The organism is Hymenobacter edaphi (assembly GCF_003258365.1).
Lineage (GTDB): Bacteria > Bacteroidota > Bacteroidia > Cytophagales > Hymenobacteraceae > Solirubrum > Solirubrum edaphi.
Genome location: NZ_QHKM01000007.1, coordinates 82,611 through 100,010, shown reverse-complemented (window position 1 = coordinate 100,010; position 17,400 = coordinate 82,611). Strand labels below are relative to the sequence as shown.

Sequence of the window (17,400 nt, the reverse complement as noted above, 5' to 3'; positions counted from 1 at the left end):
CTAATCCGTGATTGATGAAGCTCCTCACTGCCGCCCAGACCCGCCAGGCCGACGCCGCCACCCTTCAAGACGAAGGCATCCGCTCGGTGGCCCTGATGGAGCGCGCCGCCACGGTCTTCACCGACTGGCTCACGGCCCGCCTCGCCCCCACCGACGCCGGCGAAATCCTGGTGCTCTGCGGCCCCGGCAACAACGGCGGCGACGGGCTGGTGGCCGCCCGCCTGTTGCACGAGCGGGGCTATCGGGTGCGGGTGGGCCTGCTGCCGGCCGACAAACATTCCGCCGATTTCGAGCACAACCGCCCGCGCCTGCCCGCCGCAGTGCCCGTGGCCGATTGGCGCCCGGGCAAGCTGCCGCCCATCGAGCCCGGCACGGTGGTTATCGACGCGCTGTTCGGCACCGGGCTGCGCCGGCCGCTGGAAGGCGCCGCCGCGGCCCTGGTGCGGCACCTGAACGCTGCCCGGGCCCGCGTGGTGAGCATCGACCTGCCCTCCGGCCTCTTTGCCGACGCCCCGCAACCCAAGGACAGCCCGGTGGTGGAAGCCCGGCACACCGTCACGTTTGAGCTACCGAAGCTGGCGCTGCTGCTGCCCCAGAATGCCCGCTCCGTGGGCCGCTGGCACGTTGTCCCCGTCGGGCTGAGTCCGCGCTTCCTAGCCGAAGTCGACGCCGACATGCACCTGGTGGACGCCGCGCTGCTGGCGGGCAGGCTGCCGGCCCGACCCACGTTTGCGCACAAGGGCACCTTCGGGCACGCGCTGCTGCTGGCCGGCAGCAAGGGCAAGCTGGGCGCGGCCGTGCTGGCCGCCCGCAGTTGCCTGCGCGGGGGCGTGGGCCTGCTCACGGTACAGGTGCCCGCCGTGGGCTACGCAGTGCTGCAGACCGCCGTGCCCGAAGCCATGTGCCTGGTCGACCCCGAAAAAAATCACCTGAGCGAACTGCCTGATTTACAACCTTACAATGCCGTGGGCATGGGCCCGGGCATCGGGCAGGATGACGACACCCGCGCCGCGCTGGAAGACCTGCTCGGCTCGGCCCGCGTGCCGCTGGTGCTCGATGCCGATGCGCTGAACCTGCTCGGCGCCAACCGCCCCCTGCTCGACCTGCTGCCGCCCGACACGCTGCTCACGCCCCACCCCAAGGAGTTTGAGCGCCTGACCGAGCCCGCCCGCGACGACTACCACCGCCTGCAGCTGCTGCGCGACTTTGCCCGGCAGTACCGCTGCTACGTGGTGCTGAAGGGGGCCTACTCCTGCCTCGCCGCGCCCGACGGGCAACTCTACTTCAACACCACCGGCAACCCCGGCCTGGCCACCGGCGGCTCCGGCGACGTGCTCACCGGCCTCTGCCTGGCCCTGCGCGCCGACAAGCGCCTCGCCCCGCTCGATGCCGCGCTGCTGGCCATTTACGCCCACGGCCGCGCTGCCGACCTGGCCGCCGCCCACACCGGTCAGGCCGGCCTCATTGCCGGCGACCTGCCGCAATACATCGGCCAGGCCCTGCAGGAGCTGACGACGGCGGAGGAATTTTGATGAGTAGATGAGGGTGAGCTGACCGCGGATTTTGTCTACAGCCCCAGCGCGGCGCCATAGTGGTAGACATGCGCGCCTGACAAGCAATTCGAGCTGCAGCTCAAACTCAAACGCCCTGCCCCCTGGCTTCCTACCCACCGTGGCGCCGCGCTGCGGCGGTAGATGAATTCACTCACACCCTAACCGCCAGCATCAGCGCGGCGGCCTGCACCAGCAGCACGCCGTCGGCGAGCAGGGCGAAGTAGTAATCGGAGCGGGTTTCGTTGGCGAACCAGACAACCAGGGCCGTGAGCACGGCCGGCAGCAGGAGCACCAGTTGCCCGGCCAGGCTCAGCGCGGGCAGCCCCAGCACCACCGAGGCGAGGGTGCAGGCCAGCGCCAGCCAGCGGCCGCCCTGGTAGCCCAGCAGCCCGGGCAGGGTGAGCGGGCCGTGGCGCCGGTCGCGCTGATAGTCGCGTAGGTCGAATACCAGCGCAATGGCCAGGATAAAGCAGAAGCGGCGCGCAAACAGCAGCAACACCGATCCGGCGCTGAGCGGCAGCCCGAGGCAGAGCGCGGGCAGCCACACCGTCACGCTCGACCACACGTAGGCAATCAACAACGTCTTCAGGCCCGGCCAGTCGCGCAGACCACGGCGGCGGCCGCCGGGCTGCCGGGGCGGCAGCACCGGCCACGAATACGCCAGGGAGAGCAGCGCCAGGTGGGCCAGGAAGCCCGTCAGCGCAAGGGTGAACGAGCTGAACAGGTACACTGCCGCCAGCACCAGCGCCGACAGCAGCACCAGCGCCAGCAGCAGTTCGCGGTGCTGCACAATCCAGCGGCGGCGCGGCGGCACGTTGGGCGGCAGGCGCTGGTTGTGGCGGCGGGCCCCGTTGAGGTTGTACACGAACAGCGTGGCGGCCAGCACCAGCACGGGCACCGCCCAGGGCAAGGGCCGCCGCCAGTAGTGCGCCGACGATACGGCCAGCGCCGCCGCGGCCCCGGCTACCAGCCCGTTGCTATAGAGCACGGCATCGAGCAGCGCCCGGGCCCCCTGGGGCAGGCGCGAGGAAGCAGGACGGGAAACAACGGGCTCGGCCATGCGCAGCAACGGCCCGACGCCGGACCTTATTCGGCCCGCAAATTATCAATGAGCAATGAGCAATGAGCAATGAGCAATGAGCAATGAGCAATGAGCAATGAGCAATGAGCAATGAGGCTACGCCCGCCTGTTGGGGCGGTTACGCCCAGTGCGCATTATTCATCGCTCATTGTCAATGGCTACTTCACTTCCCGGCCCGGGTCCATTTGCTCATTGCCTTTACTTGCCCGTTTCATCGTGCGGTGCGTCCACCGGCTTCGACTCGGGGGAGCCTTGCTGCCGCAGCCAGATACTGAGTACCACGATGCTCACGATGCTCAGGAACTCGCTCTGCCAGTTCTGCAGCGACTCAAACCAGAAGCGCGAGGTGGCCATGTAGCCCAGCAAATCCACCGGGGGTTTGCCGTGGGCCTGCTGCTCGATGTTGTAGACCTCCGTGCCGCCGAGCGCGTGCAGGAAGAAGGCCCCCAGAAACAACAGGAAGAAGGCAAGGCTCAGGGAGCGTTTGTAGAGCCAGAGCACCGCGCCACCCTGCCGCACCGGCCAGGGCGCATCGGACTTGCTGGCGTCGGGCTCCCGGTCTACTTCCTCTTCTTCGTCGAGCTTCTTGGATTCGGCGGAGCCTTTCTGGCGCAAGCTCACCGTCAGCATCACGTAGAGGGCCATCTGCAGAAACTCACTTTCCCAGTTTTCGAAAGTGGCCTCCACCCAGTGGCCGGAGGTGACGTACTCGCCCAGGCTCAGCGCGCTCAGGTGCAGGTCCTGCCGCTCGTCGTTGTAGTCGTGCCAGCCGGTGAGCGTCTGCCCGCCCAGGGTCAGCAGCACCATCGCGGTGATGACCAGCGAGAGGCCGTTCTGGTAGAGGAAGCGCCGCAGCGGTTGCTTGGGAGTGTGTTGGGTCATGCGCGTGGGAGAGGCCTGCGCCGTTCTACGCCCCGGCCCGCCGAAGGTGCCGCCACCTGCCCGCCAAACGCCACAAAAAAGCCCCGACTGCGGGGCAGCCGGGGCTTTTTCAGTAGTAACCCGGAGGCCGGGCTGCGTACTTATCGGCCTACAGCATCGAGAGCTGAGCCTGGTGGTTGTTGGGGTGGCGGAACGTCTCGTCGTAGAGGTCGATGCTGTTCTGCACGATTTTGTAGGCATCCTCGCGGCCCATGAACTTCTCGACCACCACCTGCTTGTTTTCCAGGGCTTTGTAGTCCTCGAAGAACTTGCGCATCTCGCGCAGGGTGTGCGGGGGCAGCTCCGAAATGTCGTTGTAGTGGTTCATCGACACGTCGTTGGCGGCCACGGCAATGATTTTGTCGTCCTCCTCGTTGTTGTCAATCATCTGCATCACGCCGATGACCTTGGCCTCGATCAGGCACATGGGCACCACGTCCACCGAGCAGAGCACCAGCACGTCCAGCGGGTCCTTGTCGTCGCAGTAGGTCTGCGGGATGAAGCCGTAGGCGGCGGGGTAGTGCACGGCCGAGAAGAGCACGCGGTCCAGCTTGAGCAGGCCGCTGTCCTTGTCCAGCTCGTACTTGCCCTTCGAGCCTTTCGGAATTTCGATGATGGCATTGACAATGCCGGGAGCCTTGGAACCGTAGTTAACGTCGTGCCAGGGGTTGAAATGAGCCATTGTGGTAACTGCGGGCTGCCGGTTCGCACGCGCGAAGGCAGCGCGGGTAAAAGAAGATGAAATGAAGTCAGTGGAGGCCCCGAAAAACCGCCTGCGGAGCCGGAGCGGCGCTATTTTTTCTTGGTCAGCACGTCCTGCAGGGGTTGCCCGGTGCAGCCGTCGGGCTCCTGAATATGAAGGAACCGGGCTACCGTCGGTGCAATATCGGTAATCCGCGCCGGAAATGCCGACTCGCCCTGCGGCACGCGCCAGCCCCAGAACAGCAGCGGCACGTGGGTGTCATACGCGCCCGACGAGCCGTGGGTGGTGCCCTTGTTCACCGGGTAGGCGTACGACTCCAGCCAGCCGGGCTCCATCACCACCATCACGTCGCCCGAGCGGCTGGGCAGGTAGCCGTTTTCCAGGTACATCAGCAGCCCGCTTTCCCAGTGCGACTTCTGCAAATCAGTAGCCGCCACCGCCCGCGTGACGCCGGTAAACTGCACCGCCAGCTCCACCACGGCCTGCTGCACCTGGTAGAGGTCCAGCTTCTTCTGCTGGATGAGCGGGCGGTTCAAATACACCTGCTGGTTTTCGTAGCTGAGCACCCACTGGCCGGGGCCGAGGCGGCGCACCAGCCGGGCCTGCAGCGAGTCGCGCCAGAGGCGGGGGCCCACCGAGCCGGCCGGAATGCGCTGGCTCTTGAGAAACTCCGGCGAGTGCGCCGCGCCGTGGTCGGCCGAGAGAAACACCAGGCTCTGGCCCTTGCCCACCGTCTGGTCGAGCACCTTGAGCAGGCGGGCAATGTCCTGGTCGAGGCGCAGGTAGGTGTCCTCGGTTTCGATGGCGTTCGGCCCGAACTGGTGGCCTACGTAGTCGGTGCTGCTGAAGCTCAGGGCCAGGAAGTCGGTCTGGCCGCGCTGGCCCAGCTGCTCGGCCCGGATGGCTTCGAGGGCGAAGTCCAGGGTGAGCGTGTTGCCGAAGGGCGTGGAGCGAATCACGTCGAGGTTGGCCGCGGCGGCCGTGGTCGGGGCTTCGCCGCCGGTGGGCGCGGGCGCGGGGGCCTGGGCCGGCGCCACGCCGCTGAGCACCGGCAGGTTGTGCGGAAACACGGGCTTCTGCTCCCCGCGGAAGGCCGCCTCCCAGGGCACGTCGTCGGCGGTGCTTTCGGTGTAGGCGGCCAGCGGCAGCAGCGGCTCCCAGGGCTTGCTCAGGTACTGCGCGGCCAGCTTGCGGGCGTTGAACTGCTGCACCCACTCGGGCAGCTGCGGGGTGTAGAAGGTGCTGGTGATGAAGGCCCCGTTGGCGTTGTCGAACCAGTAGGCGGCCGAGGCGGCGTGGCCCGCCGGCAGGATGGAGCCGCGGTCCTTGATGCACACGCCGATGGTCTTGGCCTGGAAGTTGGTGGCCAGGCGCAGCTCGTCGGTGATGGTGGTGGTGAGCATGTGCCGCGGCGACATCTGCCCGGCGGCCTCGGTGCCGCCCACGGCCTGCACGCTTTTGTCCTCGGTCACGTAGGTAGCCTTGCCCGCCTCGCGCACCAGCCAGTTGTTGCCGATGATGCCGTGCGTGCTGGGCGTGGTGCCGGTGTAGATGCTGGCGTGGCCCGGCCCGGTGTAGGTGGGCACGTAGTTGTAGTGGCAGTTTTCGAAGCTGAATCCTTCGCCCAGCAGGCGCCGGAAGCCGTCGGCGCCGTACTTGTTCCAGTAGCGGTACAGGTAGTCGTAGCGCATCTGGTCCACCACGATGCCCACCACCAGCTTGGGGCGGGGCAGGGGCTTGGTTTTCTGGGCCGTAGCCGCGGTGGCGCTCAGCAGCGCGGCCGTGGTCAGCAGGCTCGTCAGGAAGGTGTTTCGCATGGAAAAAACGGTGGTGAGCGGGGCCCGGGGGGCTGACAGCCAGGCGGGGCCGCCAAAGTTACGGCCCAAACCCGCAACCGCCACCCTACAATAGCCACGGCCCTCCCGGGTCCGTACACGCAGGCGGTTATCATTTGATTACCCCGCCTCTACCCTGCCCGCCATGCCCCTCGCCGCCTCCGACCACGCCCTCATCTTCGACATGGACGGCGTGCTCATCGACAATACCCGCTACCAGGCCCGCGCCTTCCAGCTGCTGTTCCGCGAGCTGGGCCTGACGACCAAAGCCCTGCCCCTGCTGCGCCGCCTGAACGGCATGCCCGCCACCAACATCCTCCAGACCGTCTTGCGGAACCCCGTACCGAAAAAGGAGCTGAAGCAGTACGCCGACCGCCGCGAGTTTCTCTACCGGGTGCTCTATTGGGACAAACGCCGCGAACTGGAGGGTCTCACAAAGTTCCTCGCGGCTGCCCGCGCCGCCGGCTTCAAGCTGGCCCTGGGCACCGGCTCGGGCGCCGAAACCATCGATTACATCGTCGACCACCTCGGCCTGCGCCACCACTTCGACGTCATCGTGGGCAAGGACGACGTGGACCGCGGCAAGCCCCACGCCGACACCTTCGCCGTAGCCGCCCGCCAGCTGGGCATACCGCCGGAGCGTTGCGTGGTGTTTGAAGATGCCATCCTGGGCGAACAGGCCGCCTACAAGGGCGGGATGCGCTGCATAGCCGTCAGCACCACGCTTCCGGCCCGGCAGTTTCAGGCCCCGCTGGCGGTTATCAAGGACTTCACCGACCTCACGCCCGCGCTGGTGCTGACATTGCTGGAGGCCCACCCCAAAGCGCCCAAGCCGAGCCGGGAACTGGCCCAGCGGCAGTATATGCAGCTGTAGCGCGCGAGCCGGCCGGGTTACTCAACAACCAGGCGGCTGCTGGCCCCGCCCGCTTGCACCAGGTACACGCCCGCCGGCAGGTCGTGCAGCGGCAGGATGGCCTCGGTAGCGGCGGGCGCCACGGCTACGGTCCGCACGCGCTGGCCCAGGGCGTTACGCAGCGTCACTTCCCGCGCGGGAGCCGGCAGCGGCACCCGCACCAGCTCCCGGGCCGGATTCGGGTACAGCGCCAACACCCGGCTACCGCGGGGGGCGGCAGCGGCCAACGCGGCCCCGGTCCCGCCGTTGAGGCGCACGCTGCAGGTGTTGCTGCCGGCGTTGGCGCACAGCACGTCCAGGTCGCCGTCGCCGTCCACGTCGGCCAGCGTGACGGCGCGGGGGCTGCTGCCCACGGTCAGCTCGGCCCCGGTGGCCGGGGCGCCAAAGCTGCCGCTGCTCACCTGATCGTTGACGCGCACGCTCAGCGTGGTGCCAACCGTACCCACCCCGGTGTTGGCCACCAGCAGGTCCAGGTCGCCGTCGCCGTCGATGTCGCCCAGCGCGAGGCTGCGCGGCCCCCGGCCCACGGTGATGGAGGCCGACGCGCCCGGCGCCGTAAACTGGCCCGCGCCGTTGTTCAGGCGAAAGCCCACCAGGCTGCCCACGCTGGTGGGGCCGCCGTAGTTGACGGCCAGCAGATCCAGGTCGCCGTCGTTGTCCACGTCGCCGGCCACCGCGTCGTCGACGCCGGGAAACAGCGGGACTTCGGCGCCCGGCGTCGGGGCGGCGAAGACGCCGGCGCCGGTGTTGAGCCGTACGCTCACCGTGCCATTGCCGTAGCTGGCCCCGTCGTTGGGCACCAGCAGGTCCAGGTCGCCGTCGTTGTCCACGTCGCCCACCACCAGGCTGTAGGGCCCGTTGCCGGCCGGCACCACGGCGTTGGCGGCGGGCGCGGCAAACTGGCCGGTGCCGTCGTTGAGGCGGATGCTGACCGAGCCGCTGGCCGCCGCGCTGTAGATGCCGTTGACGACGAGCAGATCCAGGTCGCCGTCGCCGTCGATATCGGCCAGCCCCACGTGCGCGGGCACGTTCACGGCCACTTCCGCGCCCGTGGCCGGCGCGGCAAACTGCCCGCGGCCGTTGCCCAGGCGCACGCTCACCGTGTTGCTGTTGAAGTTGGCGGTGAGCAGGTCCAGGTCGCCGTCCGCGTCCACGTCGCCCAGGGTCACGTGCTGCACGTAGCTGCCCACGGTCAGCTCGGCCCCGGTGGCGGGCGGGCTGAAGCGGCCGAGGCCGTCGTTGAGGCGCAGGCTCACCGTGTTGCCCGGGGTGGTATAGGTGCCGGTGTTGGCCACCACCACGTCCAGGTCGCCGTCGTCATCCACGTCGCCGGTGGCCAGGCTGCCCGGGCCCGCGCCCACCGCCACCTCGGCGCCGCCGCCAAACTGCCCGGTGCCGCCCTGCACACTGGCCGTAACCTGCCACACCTGCGGGGTGCTCAGGGCTGAGCCGCCCGCGCTGCGCGCCGTCGTGGTCAGCGTGGCCAGCAGCGTTTCGCCGGGTTTGAATGCCCGGGCTCCGGCAAAGCTCAGCGTATTGCCGCTGGCGGCCAGCGCCCCCGCCAGCCGGCCACCGCGCTGGCTGCTGAATACGCGCAGGGCGCCGGCGGCCGGCGTGGCCAGCGGTTGCGACATCGTGACGCTGATGCTGGTGCTCCGGGGTACGGCCACGGCGTTGCGGGTGGGGTTGAGGCCGGTGACGGCGAAGCTTTGGGCCAGAAGGGGTGCCGCGGGCAGCAGGCCCGCGCATAACAGTACAAGTGGTTTCATTCGGGCGAAGCGGGAGACATTCCCCGCTGGTAATTGACTGGGGTTAGACCACACAAATTACGGCCACCGGCGCAACTAATAAGCTGGCCAATGGGTAGGAGCATATACCTACTAGCAATAGCCCTTCTACCCATGTAGGTAGAAGCACGATGCCAAATACCAACAGCATTCTACCTGCACAGGTAGAAGAATAGCAACTAATCACGCGGGGTTTCTACCCTAGATCAATCACTCCCAATCCGACTTCCTGCTCCATGTTGACCTCTGCTGATCCGTTACTACTGTCACTGACCGCCGCCGTACGGGCGCATTTGGGCCTTTCCACGCGCCAACTGGCGCGCTATCTGGGCGTATCCACGGGCTTCGTGTCGCACGTGGAAGCCGGGCGCAAAGGCTTGCCTCCGGCCCTGGCCCCGCGCCTGCTGGTGCTGAGCCGCCTGCTGCCCGCGCCGCTGGGGCAGGGCCCGCCCGCCCCGCCCGACCCCGCGGCCTACGACCCACTGGCGCCGTTGCCGACGCCGGAACCGGCGCTGACCGGCGACGGGCCGGTGCCGGCGGATGCTGCGCCCGCCGCCGAGCCGCTGCGCCACCGCCTGCGCGACTGTCGCCTCCAGCTGCTAACCCAGGGCCAGCGCCTAACTCAGCTTCAAGCCCGCGCCGCCGCGCTGGCCCTGCGCCGCCGCGGCCTGGCCCAGCTGCAGGCCGCCACCGGACCTACCGAGCCCACCGAAGCGGCCCGCTATGCCCGCTGGCTGGGCGAGCTATCCACCGACCTGGCCCGCGACGCGCCCGATCCGGCCGGGGCCACAGCGGCCCGCCTGCTACTGGCCGCCCGCGTGGCCGGGCTGCGCGCCGAGGTGGCCGCACTGGAGGCGCTGAGCACAGCCCTGCCAGGGTCGTAGGTGCACCTGCCTCCGGTTGTTTATATTTTCAATGGAATGCCTCCCATAATGGAATAACAACAAGCATCCACTCCCAAAATGGGCCATTGTTTAATAAACGGCGGATTTTACCTTATCACCGGCAACTCCGCCAATTCTATCTAACTCCATTTTTATGGCATTCCCAGTAAGCTTGCTCCGTACCCAGGCCGAGTGCGACACGGCCCTGACTTCCCTCAACCGGGAGCTGCGCGAGTTCACCCTCAACGACCAGGTGCTCGACCTGCGCGCCGACAAATCGGCCGAGCGCGCCGCCGAGCGGGCCACGGCCCTGCAAACGGCCACCGCCGAGGTGACCCGCCTGACCCCGCAGGTGGCCGGCCTGGCGGTGGGCACCCGGGAGCACCGCTTCCTCGACCGGCTGCTCACCCAGGCCAAGCGCCGCGTGGAGGACCTGAGCCTGCCGGCAGCGCCCGGCACCAAGACGCCGGTGGACGCCTTCCTGCAGGCCGTGGACGTGCGCCAGGTGGCCGTGCAGGTGCCCGAGCTGGAAAAGGCTATTGACGAAGTCACGGCCCACCGCGCCACGCTCTCGGCCTAAGCCTTGCGTTACCCTTACACCTATTGCCTATAGAAACGGCCCGCTTCCCTTCCGGGAAGCGGGCCGTTTCGCGTTGGTCGGGTTCCGGGCGGTTACTGCTTTACCAGACGTCCCGTGGCCGCACCCGCGCGCAGCACGTACACGCCCGCCGGCAAGCCTTGCAGCGGCACCCGCACATCGGCCTGGCCGGGCAACGGTGTCACGAGGCGCAGCCGCCGCCCGGTGGCGTCCATGAGCGTAACGGGGCCCGCGTGGGTCGGTACGCGCACCCGCACTTCGTCGCGGGCGGGGTTGGGGTATATGGCCAGCGGGGAAGTCGTTAGCGGCTTCGTGGCCAGCGTCGGGTCGGCCAGCGCAGCCAGAAAGCTCGTTTGGCCAGTCAGGGTCGTCCCGTCGAAGCTGCCGCCCTGGGAGAGGCCGCCGGTCAGGTAGAGCAGCCCGCCGCTCAGGGCCAGGCCGTACGCCCCGTCGGAGCTGCTGCCGCCGGCCTGCTTGGTCCAGGCAAAGCTGCCGGTGCTGCCCGCATCCAGCAGCTTGGTCACGAACAGGTCTTCGGTGAGGCCGTTGACCTGATCGGTATTGACGAGCGTGGTCGAGCCGAACGTACTTCTCAGCCCGTCGAAGTTGCCGGTGGCGTACACGGCCGGGCCGCGCACCACCAGCGTTTTCACGTACTCGTGGCTGATACCGCCGGCGCGCTGCCCCCAGACGGCGGTGGGGGCGCTGCCGGTGTCGGTCAGCTTGGCAAAGAACGCATCCTGGGTGCTGGCATTGGCATTGGTCAGGCTGACGCTGCCCAGCCCCAGCCGGAAGCTGCTGGACATGGAGCCCGCCAGGTAGACACTGGTCCCGCTGACGGCCAGGGCGGCCACACTGCCCCCGCCGTCACCCGCCAGCACCCACCGGAAAGTGCCGCTGCTGCCCTGATCGGTGAGCTTGGCGACGTAGGGGGTGACGGCAATATTGGTATTCGGCAGCGGAAAGCCGCCCAGCGTGGTAGGCCCCGTAAAGTTACCGCCCAGGTACAGGTCGGAGCCCTGCAGGGCCAGGGCGTACACGTACAGGCTGGTCCCGCCCGTGGGCTGCGCCCACACGAAGCTGACGCTGGTGCCCGCGTCGGTGAGCTTCGCCACCACGGCGTCGGTGCCGGTCGCCGCGACGGTGATGCCGCCGTAAGTGGCCGCGGGGCTGTGCTGGTTGGTGGCCAGGTACAGCGTCGAGCCCGCGGCGACCAGGCAGGACATGCTGTCGTAGTCGTTGCCACCCGCCCGCACGGCCCACACGAAGTCCGCGCTGCTGCCGGTATCCGTCAGCTTGGCCACGAACAGGTCGGTGGTGGCAAAGTTGCCGCCGTTGGCAATGGTGACGTTATCGAAGCTGACCGAGCGGCTGTCGAAGATGCCGCCGATGTACACGTTGCCCCCGCTGACGGCCAGGCTGACCGCCTGCTCGCCCGCGCTGCCGCCGGCTCGTTTGGCCCACAGAAAGCGCCCGGTAGCGGGGCTCCACTTCGCCACGAAAATGTCGCTCTGCCCTACGCTGGTCAGCGTGGTGGCGCCGAAGGTGACCGTATTCTGAAAAGCGCCGGTCAGGTAAATATTGCCGCTGGCGTCGGTGGCCGTGCTGGTGGTGTAGGCGCTGCCGAAGGACGTCACATTCTGCCATTGTGGTGCCTGTCCATAAACCGCGCTACTCAGCAAGACCAGCAGCATCCACCAGCCGCCCACGGAGAAAAAGTGTTTCATGTAGTAGTCGTAGTATCACTAAAATGCAGCCCCGAAAGTAGTTGGAAGAGCCGAGTGTACCTGCATACAACAGCACCTGTGCGTACGTCCAGGCCCCTGCACGCAAACCGGCCCGCTCCCCGGATGGAGAGCGGGCCGGTTTGCGTGCAGGGGCGGCTACTGCTTGACGAGGCGGGCGGCCTGGGCGCCGCTGCGCACGATGTACACACCCGCCGGCAGGTGGGCCGGCAGCACCAGCCGGGCCGTGCCCGCCGCGTCGGCCGTGGCGCTGAGCACGCGGCGGCCGCGCAGGTCGAGCACCTGCACCAGGGCGTGGGGCAGGGCCCCGCGCAGGGTGGCCGCGCCGCTGGTCGGGTTGGGCAGCAGCGCCAGCGCGGCGGCCGGGCCCACCCGCACGACCTGCACGACCGAGTGCGCGAAGGTGCCGTCCTGGTCAAGCTGCTGCAGGCGGTAGTAGAGCGTGGGGGCGCCGGCCGGCAGCGCCGCGTCGGTCAGCTGGTAGCTGCGCGGGGCGGTGCTGTTGCCGGCCGCCGCTACCCGGCCGAGGGCCGCGAAGGTGCGCCCGTCGAGGCTGCGCTCCACCACGAAGCTGGCGCTGTTGCGCTCCTGGGCCGTGGTCCAGCGCAGCTGCACGCCGCTGCCGGCAGCCGTGGCCGTGGCCGTGAAGGCCGTCAGCGTCACCGGCAGCGGCAGCAGGTTGCCGCCGTGGGCGTGGAACTCCGAGAAGTGGTCGGCCACCTCGGTTTCCAGGGCAAACCAGCCGGCATTGGTCACGCGCTGTACGCCGGGCGTGAGCAGGCGGTAGTCGGGGCCGCTGTTGTTGGTTAGGGCGCAGTCCTCGCCCGGGCCCTGGTACTGGGTCAGGCGCAGGTCGTCGGCGGTGCTCACGTCGGAGGCGTCGTTGTCGTTGCCGGCCACGTAGGTGGCCAGCTCGGCGTCGGGCACGTAGAAGCGCACCCGCACGCGCTGGCCGGCAAAGGCGTTCTGGGCCGTCAGGTGCCAGTTGCGGTTGAGATACTCAACGCCGCCGGCGTCGGTGCGCAGCGCGCCTTGGTTCAGGAACACCTCCACGCTCACCGGCCCCAGGGCCACGCCCTGGTCGTTGATGGCCGCTACCAGGTCGCCGTTGGCGGCCCGCAGCCACTGCCATTGCCCGCTGCCGGTGCTGGTGACGGCCGGGGTGCTCAGGCACTGGTTGCGGGTGGCGCTGAAGATGCCCAGCACCTCAAACGAAGCGACCGTGACGCTGGCGCCGCCCGGCACCAGCACACTGATCGGGCCGGTGGTGGCCCCGGCCGGCACCACCGCCGTCAGCTGGCTGGCCGAGTTGATGGTGAAGCTGGCCGCGTCGGTGCCGTTGAAGCGCACGCCGCTCACCCCGTCGAAAAACGAGCCGGTGAGCACCACGGCGGTACCCGCGGGCCCGGCGGCCGGGCTGAAGGCGTTCAGGCCCGGCGTCACGGTGAAGAAACTGGGGGCCACGGTGTTGCCCAGCCCCGTGAGCAGCGTAATCGGGCCGCTGGTGGCGGTGGGGGGCACGGTCGCCGTCACCTGGGTGGCCGAGGCCGTCACGTTGGAGGCCGCCACGCCGTTGAAGGTCACTCCGGAGGTGCTGCCCAGGTTGGTGCCGGTGAGCGTTACCACCGTGCCGCGCGGTCCGCTGGTGGGGTTCATGGCCGTCACGGCCGGCGAGCTGGCGCAGTTCACGGCCAGCTCGAAGGCCCCGACGGCCGCTTCGAAGCCCGTCACGTAGATGTAGTACGTGGTGCCCGAAGTGGCCGTGAAGGTTACCCGCGAGCCGCTGGCGCTGCCGCAGCCGTCGTCGTCGCCGGCGACGCAGCTCAGCTGGCTGCCGGCCGTGGCATTGGCCGGGCCGGAGTACACGGCCAGCTGGCCGTCGTAGCTGGCGTTGGGGCAGGTGTTCATCGTGACGCTGCCGCCCTGGCCCACAAACTTGTACCACACGCCGAGGGTGCTGGCGGAGAGGGAAGCCCCGGAACAGGCCGTGCCCGGGTCGCCGGTGTGCGTCGAGCCGGCCGTGTTGCCCAGCGTACGGCTGCCACAGCCCACGGCTATGGCATTGGCCAGCAGGTCATTGGCCGGGGTAATAAAGAAATCGGTGCCGCTCAGGGCCGTGGCCGCCGCATTGGCAACGGTGATGCGCCCCGAGGTGGCTCCGGCCGGTACCGTCGCATTGATGCGCATGCCCTGAAAGCTGAACGCGGCCGCCGTGCCGTTGAACGTCACGGCCGTCACGCCGCTGAGGCTGCCCTGAATCGTCACGGTCGTGCCCACCGGGCCGCTGCCGGGCGAGAAGGAAGTAATGGTGGGGGCGCCCGCAGTGCCCGTCACTTCAAACAGCTGGCTGGAGGTGATGCTGCCCTGCGGCGTGGTCAGGCTGATGGCACCCGAGCGGGCCCCCGCCGGCACCGTCACCCACAGCTCGGCGTCGGAGGCCACGGTAAACGTGGTGGCCGCCGTGCCGGCAATGCGCACGGCCGAGGTGCCCGTGAAGCCCTGCCCGAGCAGGGTAATCGAGGTACCCACCGGCCCGGAGACGGGACTAAAACTATTGATAGCCAGCGCCGAAGCCACCACAAAGTCGACGGGGGCCGTGGCCGTGCCATCGGCCGTGCGCAGGGTGAGCGGGCCGGAGCCGGCGCCCAGCGGCACCTGCGCCTGCACGGTGGTGGCATTGACCACCGCCACGCTGCTGGCGTACGCGCCGTTGAACTTCACGTTCAGGGTGTTGGCCAGGTTCGTGCCGACCAGGGTGACGGTGGTGCCCACTGCCCCGCTCAGGGGCGAAAAGGCCGTCAGGGCCGGCAGCACGGTGAAGGGGATGCTGGCCGAGCCGGCCGGGCTGCTCACGCTGAGCGGGCCGCTGCCGGCCGTGGGCACGGTGAGGGTAATGGTGGTGGCATTCACCACCGTAAACGCGGCCGCCACGCCGCTGACTTTCACGCTGGTAACGCCCGTCAGGTTGGTGCCGCTGAGCGTGACGCCGGCGCCCTGCACCGCCCCGGCGGCCGGGCTGTAGCTGCTCAGGGTGGGCGCCGGACCCGGCGAGAGAATGGTGAAGCTGCCGGCGGTGGTAGCCGTGCCCGTCACCGTAGTCAGGGCCACGGGGCCGGTGGTGGCCCCGGCCGGTACGGTTACGGCCAGGCTGGTGAGCGAGCTGTAGGTGGCGGCCACGGCGTTGGTGCCGTTGAAGCGCACCTGGTAGGCGCTGCCGTAGTTGGTGCCCGTGATGGTGAGCACGTCGCCCGGCACGCCGCTGCTGGCGGAAAGCCCAGTAATGGAGGGAGCGGCTTCGGTTTGCTCCACGCCCACGGCCCGCCAGGCCCGGGCCACGGCCGTTACTTCGGCCGAGCCCAGCCCGTAGAGGTCTACCGCGGCCTGCAGCGTGGCCTGCCGGGCGTTGGAGTAGGTGGAGTTGGCCGAGAGGTACACGCGCTCGGCCCGGTAGGCTATTTTGGCCGCCTTGGCCATCGTGATGCCCGGCACGTTGAAGGTGTAGCCGTGGTCGTTGGTGCCCGAGCCGCCCACGCTCAGCAGGTAAAACCAGTAGTTGAGCACGCCCGAGTTGGTGTGCACCCCGCCGTAGTCGTTGCTGGAGGTCGGGGTGGCCGTCGAGGCCACCCAGTACGTGCCCTTGTAGGTGTCGGGCTGGCCGTGGGCGTTGGGGTTGCTCATCGAGCGCAGCTCCGTGCCGTTGCGCATGATGTCCTCGCCGATGCGCCAGATGCCCTTGGTGGGGTCGAGGTGGTTTTCCACGCAGGCACCCCAGATATCGGAGAAGCCCTCGTTCATGCCCCCCGACTCGTTCTGGTACGCCAGGTTGGCCGTGGATTCGCACACGGCGTGGCCGATTTCGTGGCCGCACACGTCCACCGCCGTCAGCGGCTTAAAGGAACTGGCCCCGTCGCCGTAGGTCATGCGCAGCCCGTCCCAGTAGGCGTTTTCGTAGCCCGTGCTGTAGTGCACGTAGCTGTAGAGCACCGAGCCCTTATCGTCGAAGGAGTCGCGGTTGTGGATGCTGGTCCAGTAGTCCTGGGTCACCTGCGCCCCGATGTGGGCGTCAAGGGCGGCGTTGTCGTAGTTGGCGTTGTCGTACTCGGCCGCGCTCCAGTTGTTGTCGTTGTCGACGAAGTCGACGGCCGCGGCGTAGCTGGTGCCCTTTTTCATGTTCAGCGTCACCACGCCTTTGCCGTGCACGGCCTCGCGCAGGCGGTAGCCGCCCCCGAACTGGTCGGCGTAGACGGTGCGGCGGCCCAGATAGCGGGTGTCGCCCGCGCCGGTGGCGTCGAGGTGCTTGATGATGGGCGTGCGCAGCACCAGCTGCCCGGTGCGGGCGTCGATGTACAGCCAGTCGCGGCTTAGCGGCTGGTGCGCGTACACGTTGAACTTCCAGGCCAGCACCAGGCCCCGGCCGGCTTCGGGCTGCCGGTAGTCGTCCACCAGCACCAGTTCGCCCTTGGGCTGGTAGCTGGCGCGGGCGTTGCCGGTCTGGGCCCGCAGCGCCTGCTCCTCGCCTGGCAGCTGCCACTTGTACTGCCGGGCGCCCACCACCTGCAGGGCGCGCTGCAGGGCCGCCGCTTCGCCGAGGGAAGGCTGCACGGTCTGACCGGCCGCCCGGCCCACTTCGCCGCTGAGCAGCTCCGCCCGGCCGTCGCGGGCGTGCAGAGTCACGCGGCCGTGCTCCACCTTCACACCCTGGTAATACTGCTGGTAGCGCTGATGCACCTGCCCCAGCTCATCGGTAAAGGCATCGACCAGGCGCAGGTCGTCGGCCTGGGTTAGCGCCAGCTCCTGGCGCAGGGCGCCGGCGGCTTGGCCCAGTGCGGGCCGGCCAGCCACCGGACGCAGCCACGCTCCCACCCCGGGCTGGGCCCGGGCAGCCGTCTGGCCCACGGCCGTGGGCAGGGCGGTCAGCACCATGGCCGCGGTTATCAAGCCGGTGCCCACAAATCGGGCCCGGGTAAGCAGCGTAAAGGGTTTCCTCATATGATGAGAGTTGAGTCGCAAACGCAAAGCCGAGCCAGTTGAGCGACGCAATATCCTGGTCGTCCCCGCTGCTCGATTATTCACTGGAAAGCAGACCAACGGTTGTCGGCGGTTGGTTCCCGCATGGGGCCGACACCGGGGCAGTTGGCCCGCAGGGGCTACCAAACGTCGCAAAGTCAGGTCGTCGGGGAAGGGCTTTTTCCTGCACTTGCCCTGCTTCAGCTTAGCCCGTCACGAATATATCTAAAAATAAGACAAGTTGTTTCCTCCAGTAAAGCCCCAACAACGGGGCATTTACTACTGTGCCAGTGCAATTTCTCCACCCTACCGGCTCCCGCCCGCCTGCGCCGGGTCGGCTGGCAAGCTGCTTATCCGCACTTGGTGCCGTTCT

Annotated in this window: 11 protein-coding genes; 4 read left to right on the top strand and 7 right to left on the bottom strand. The window is 68.5% G+C overall.

What is annotated here, in order from left to right:
- Positions 1-14: 14 nt before the first annotated feature.
- Positions 15-1,532 carry an NAD(P)H-hydrate dehydratase gene (locus DLM85_RS19125; RefSeq protein WP_111479778.1) on the top strand — a complete coding sequence of 506 codons (1,518 nt, stop codon included), beginning with the start codon at positions 15-17 and terminating at the stop codon, positions 1,530-1,532.
- A gap of 172 nt (positions 1,533-1,704) precedes the next feature.
- Here DLM85_RS19125 and DLM85_RS19120 read toward each other — a convergent pair whose 3' ends face one another.
- The 4 genes from DLM85_RS19120 to pafA form a co-directional block, all read right to left on the bottom strand.
- Positions 1,705-2,613, bottom strand: coding sequence for a UbiA prenyltransferase family protein (locus DLM85_RS19120; RefSeq protein ID WP_133257152.1), 909 nt, complete (start codon positions 2,611-2,613; stop codon positions 1,705-1,707).
- A gap of 219 nt (positions 2,614-2,832) precedes the next feature.
- Positions 2,833-3,516 carry a DUF6766 family protein gene (locus DLM85_RS19115; protein WP_243636043.1) on the bottom strand — a complete coding sequence of 228 codons (684 nt, stop codon included), beginning with the start codon at positions 3,514-3,516 and terminating at the stop codon, positions 2,833-2,835.
- Positions 3,517-3,664: 148 nt separating this feature from the next.
- Entirely contained in the window at positions 3,665-4,237 is a 573-nt protein-coding gene (locus DLM85_RS19110; RefSeq protein ID WP_111479776.1) for an inorganic diphosphatase, read from the bottom strand.
- Between the two features lie 110 nt (positions 4,238-4,347).
- Positions 4,348-6,075 carry an alkaline phosphatase PafA gene (pafA, locus tag DLM85_RS19105; RefSeq protein WP_111479775.1) on the bottom strand — a complete coding sequence of 576 codons (1,728 nt, stop codon included), beginning with the start codon at positions 6,073-6,075 and terminating at the stop codon, positions 4,348-4,350.
- Positions 6,076-6,238: 163 nt separating this feature from the next.
- Between pafA and DLM85_RS19100 the strand changes: the two genes are divergently transcribed.
- The gene (locus tag DLM85_RS19100) at positions 6,239-6,967 is read left to right on the top strand and encodes an HAD family hydrolase (protein ID WP_111479774.1); all 729 of its coding nucleotides are present in this window, start codon (positions 6,239-6,241) and stop codon (positions 6,965-6,967) included.
- A 17-nt stretch (positions 6,968-6,984) separates the two neighbouring features.
- Here the strand turns inward: DLM85_RS19100 and DLM85_RS19095 are convergent, their stop codons facing one another.
- Entirely contained in the window at positions 6,985-8,775 is a 1,791-nt protein-coding gene (locus DLM85_RS19095) for an FG-GAP-like repeat-containing protein (RefSeq protein WP_111479773.1), read from the bottom strand.
- Between the two features lie 254 nt (positions 8,776-9,029).
- Here DLM85_RS19095 and DLM85_RS19090 point away from each other — a divergent pair, with 254 nt between their 5' ends.
- The gene (locus tag DLM85_RS19090) at positions 9,030-9,677 is read left to right on the top strand and encodes a helix-turn-helix domain-containing protein (protein WP_133257151.1); all 648 of its coding nucleotides are present in this window, start codon (positions 9,030-9,032) and stop codon (positions 9,675-9,677) included.
- A 154-nt stretch (positions 9,678-9,831) separates the two neighbouring features.
- Positions 9,832-10,257 carry a hypothetical protein gene (locus tag DLM85_RS19085; protein ID WP_133257150.1) on the top strand — a complete coding sequence of 142 codons (426 nt, stop codon included), beginning with the start codon at positions 9,832-9,834 and terminating at the stop codon, positions 10,255-10,257.
- A 92-nt stretch (positions 10,258-10,349) separates the two neighbouring features.
- Here DLM85_RS19085 and DLM85_RS19080 read toward each other — a convergent pair whose 3' ends face one another.
- Positions 10,350-12,002 carry a T9SS type A sorting domain-containing protein gene (locus tag DLM85_RS19080; protein ID WP_111479770.1) on the bottom strand — a complete coding sequence of 551 codons (1,653 nt, stop codon included), beginning with the start codon at positions 12,000-12,002 and terminating at the stop codon, positions 10,350-10,352.
- Positions 12,003-12,158: 156 nt separating this feature from the next.
- A complete protein-coding gene (locus DLM85_RS19075; RefSeq protein ID WP_111479769.1) occupies positions 12,159-17,009 on the bottom strand; it encodes a M4 family metallopeptidase in 4,851 nt (1,616 codons plus the stop codon).
- Between the last annotated feature and the right edge of the window lie 391 nt (positions 17,010-17,400).

Excerpts from the sequence above, each read along its gene's own strand:
- pafA (WP_111479775.1), bottom strand. The coding sequence starts at position 6,075 with ATGCGAAACACCTTCCTGACGAGCCTGCTGACCACGGCCGCGCTGCTG.
- DLM85_RS19080 (WP_111479770.1), bottom strand. The coding sequence starts at position 12,002 with ATGAAACACTTTTTCTCCGTGGGCGGCTGGTGGATGCTGCTGGTCTTG.
- DLM85_RS19085 (WP_133257150.1), top strand. The coding sequence starts at position 9,832 with ATGGCATTCCCAGTAAGCTTGCTCCGTACCCAGGCCGAGTGCGACACG.
- DLM85_RS19115 (WP_243636043.1), bottom strand. The coding sequence starts at position 3,516 with ATGACCCAACACACTCCCAAGCAACCGCTGCGGCGCTTCCTCTACCAG.
- DLM85_RS19075 (WP_111479769.1), bottom strand. The coding sequence starts at position 17,009 with ATGAGGAAACCCTTTACGCTGCTTACCCGGGCCCGATTTGTGGGCACC.
- DLM85_RS19100 (WP_111479774.1), top strand. The coding sequence starts at position 6,239 with ATGCCCCTCGCCGCCTCCGACCACGCCCTCATCTTCGACATGGACGGC.
- DLM85_RS19090 (WP_133257151.1), top strand. The coding sequence starts at position 9,030 with ATGTTGACCTCTGCTGATCCGTTACTACTGTCACTGACCGCCGCCGTA.
- DLM85_RS19110 (WP_111479776.1), bottom strand. The coding sequence starts at position 4,237 with ATGGCTCATTTCAACCCCTGGCACGACGTTAACTACGGTTCCAAGGCT.
- DLM85_RS19120 (WP_133257152.1), bottom strand. The coding sequence starts at position 2,613 with ATGGCCGAGCCCGTTGTTTCCCGTCCTGCTTCCTCGCGCCTGCCCCAG.
- DLM85_RS19125 (WP_111479778.1), top strand. The coding sequence starts at position 15 with ATGAAGCTCCTCACTGCCGCCCAGACCCGCCAGGCCGACGCCGCCACC.
- DLM85_RS19095 (WP_111479773.1), bottom strand. The coding sequence starts at position 8,775 with ATGAAACCACTTGTACTGTTATGCGCGGGCCTGCTGCCCGCGGCACCC.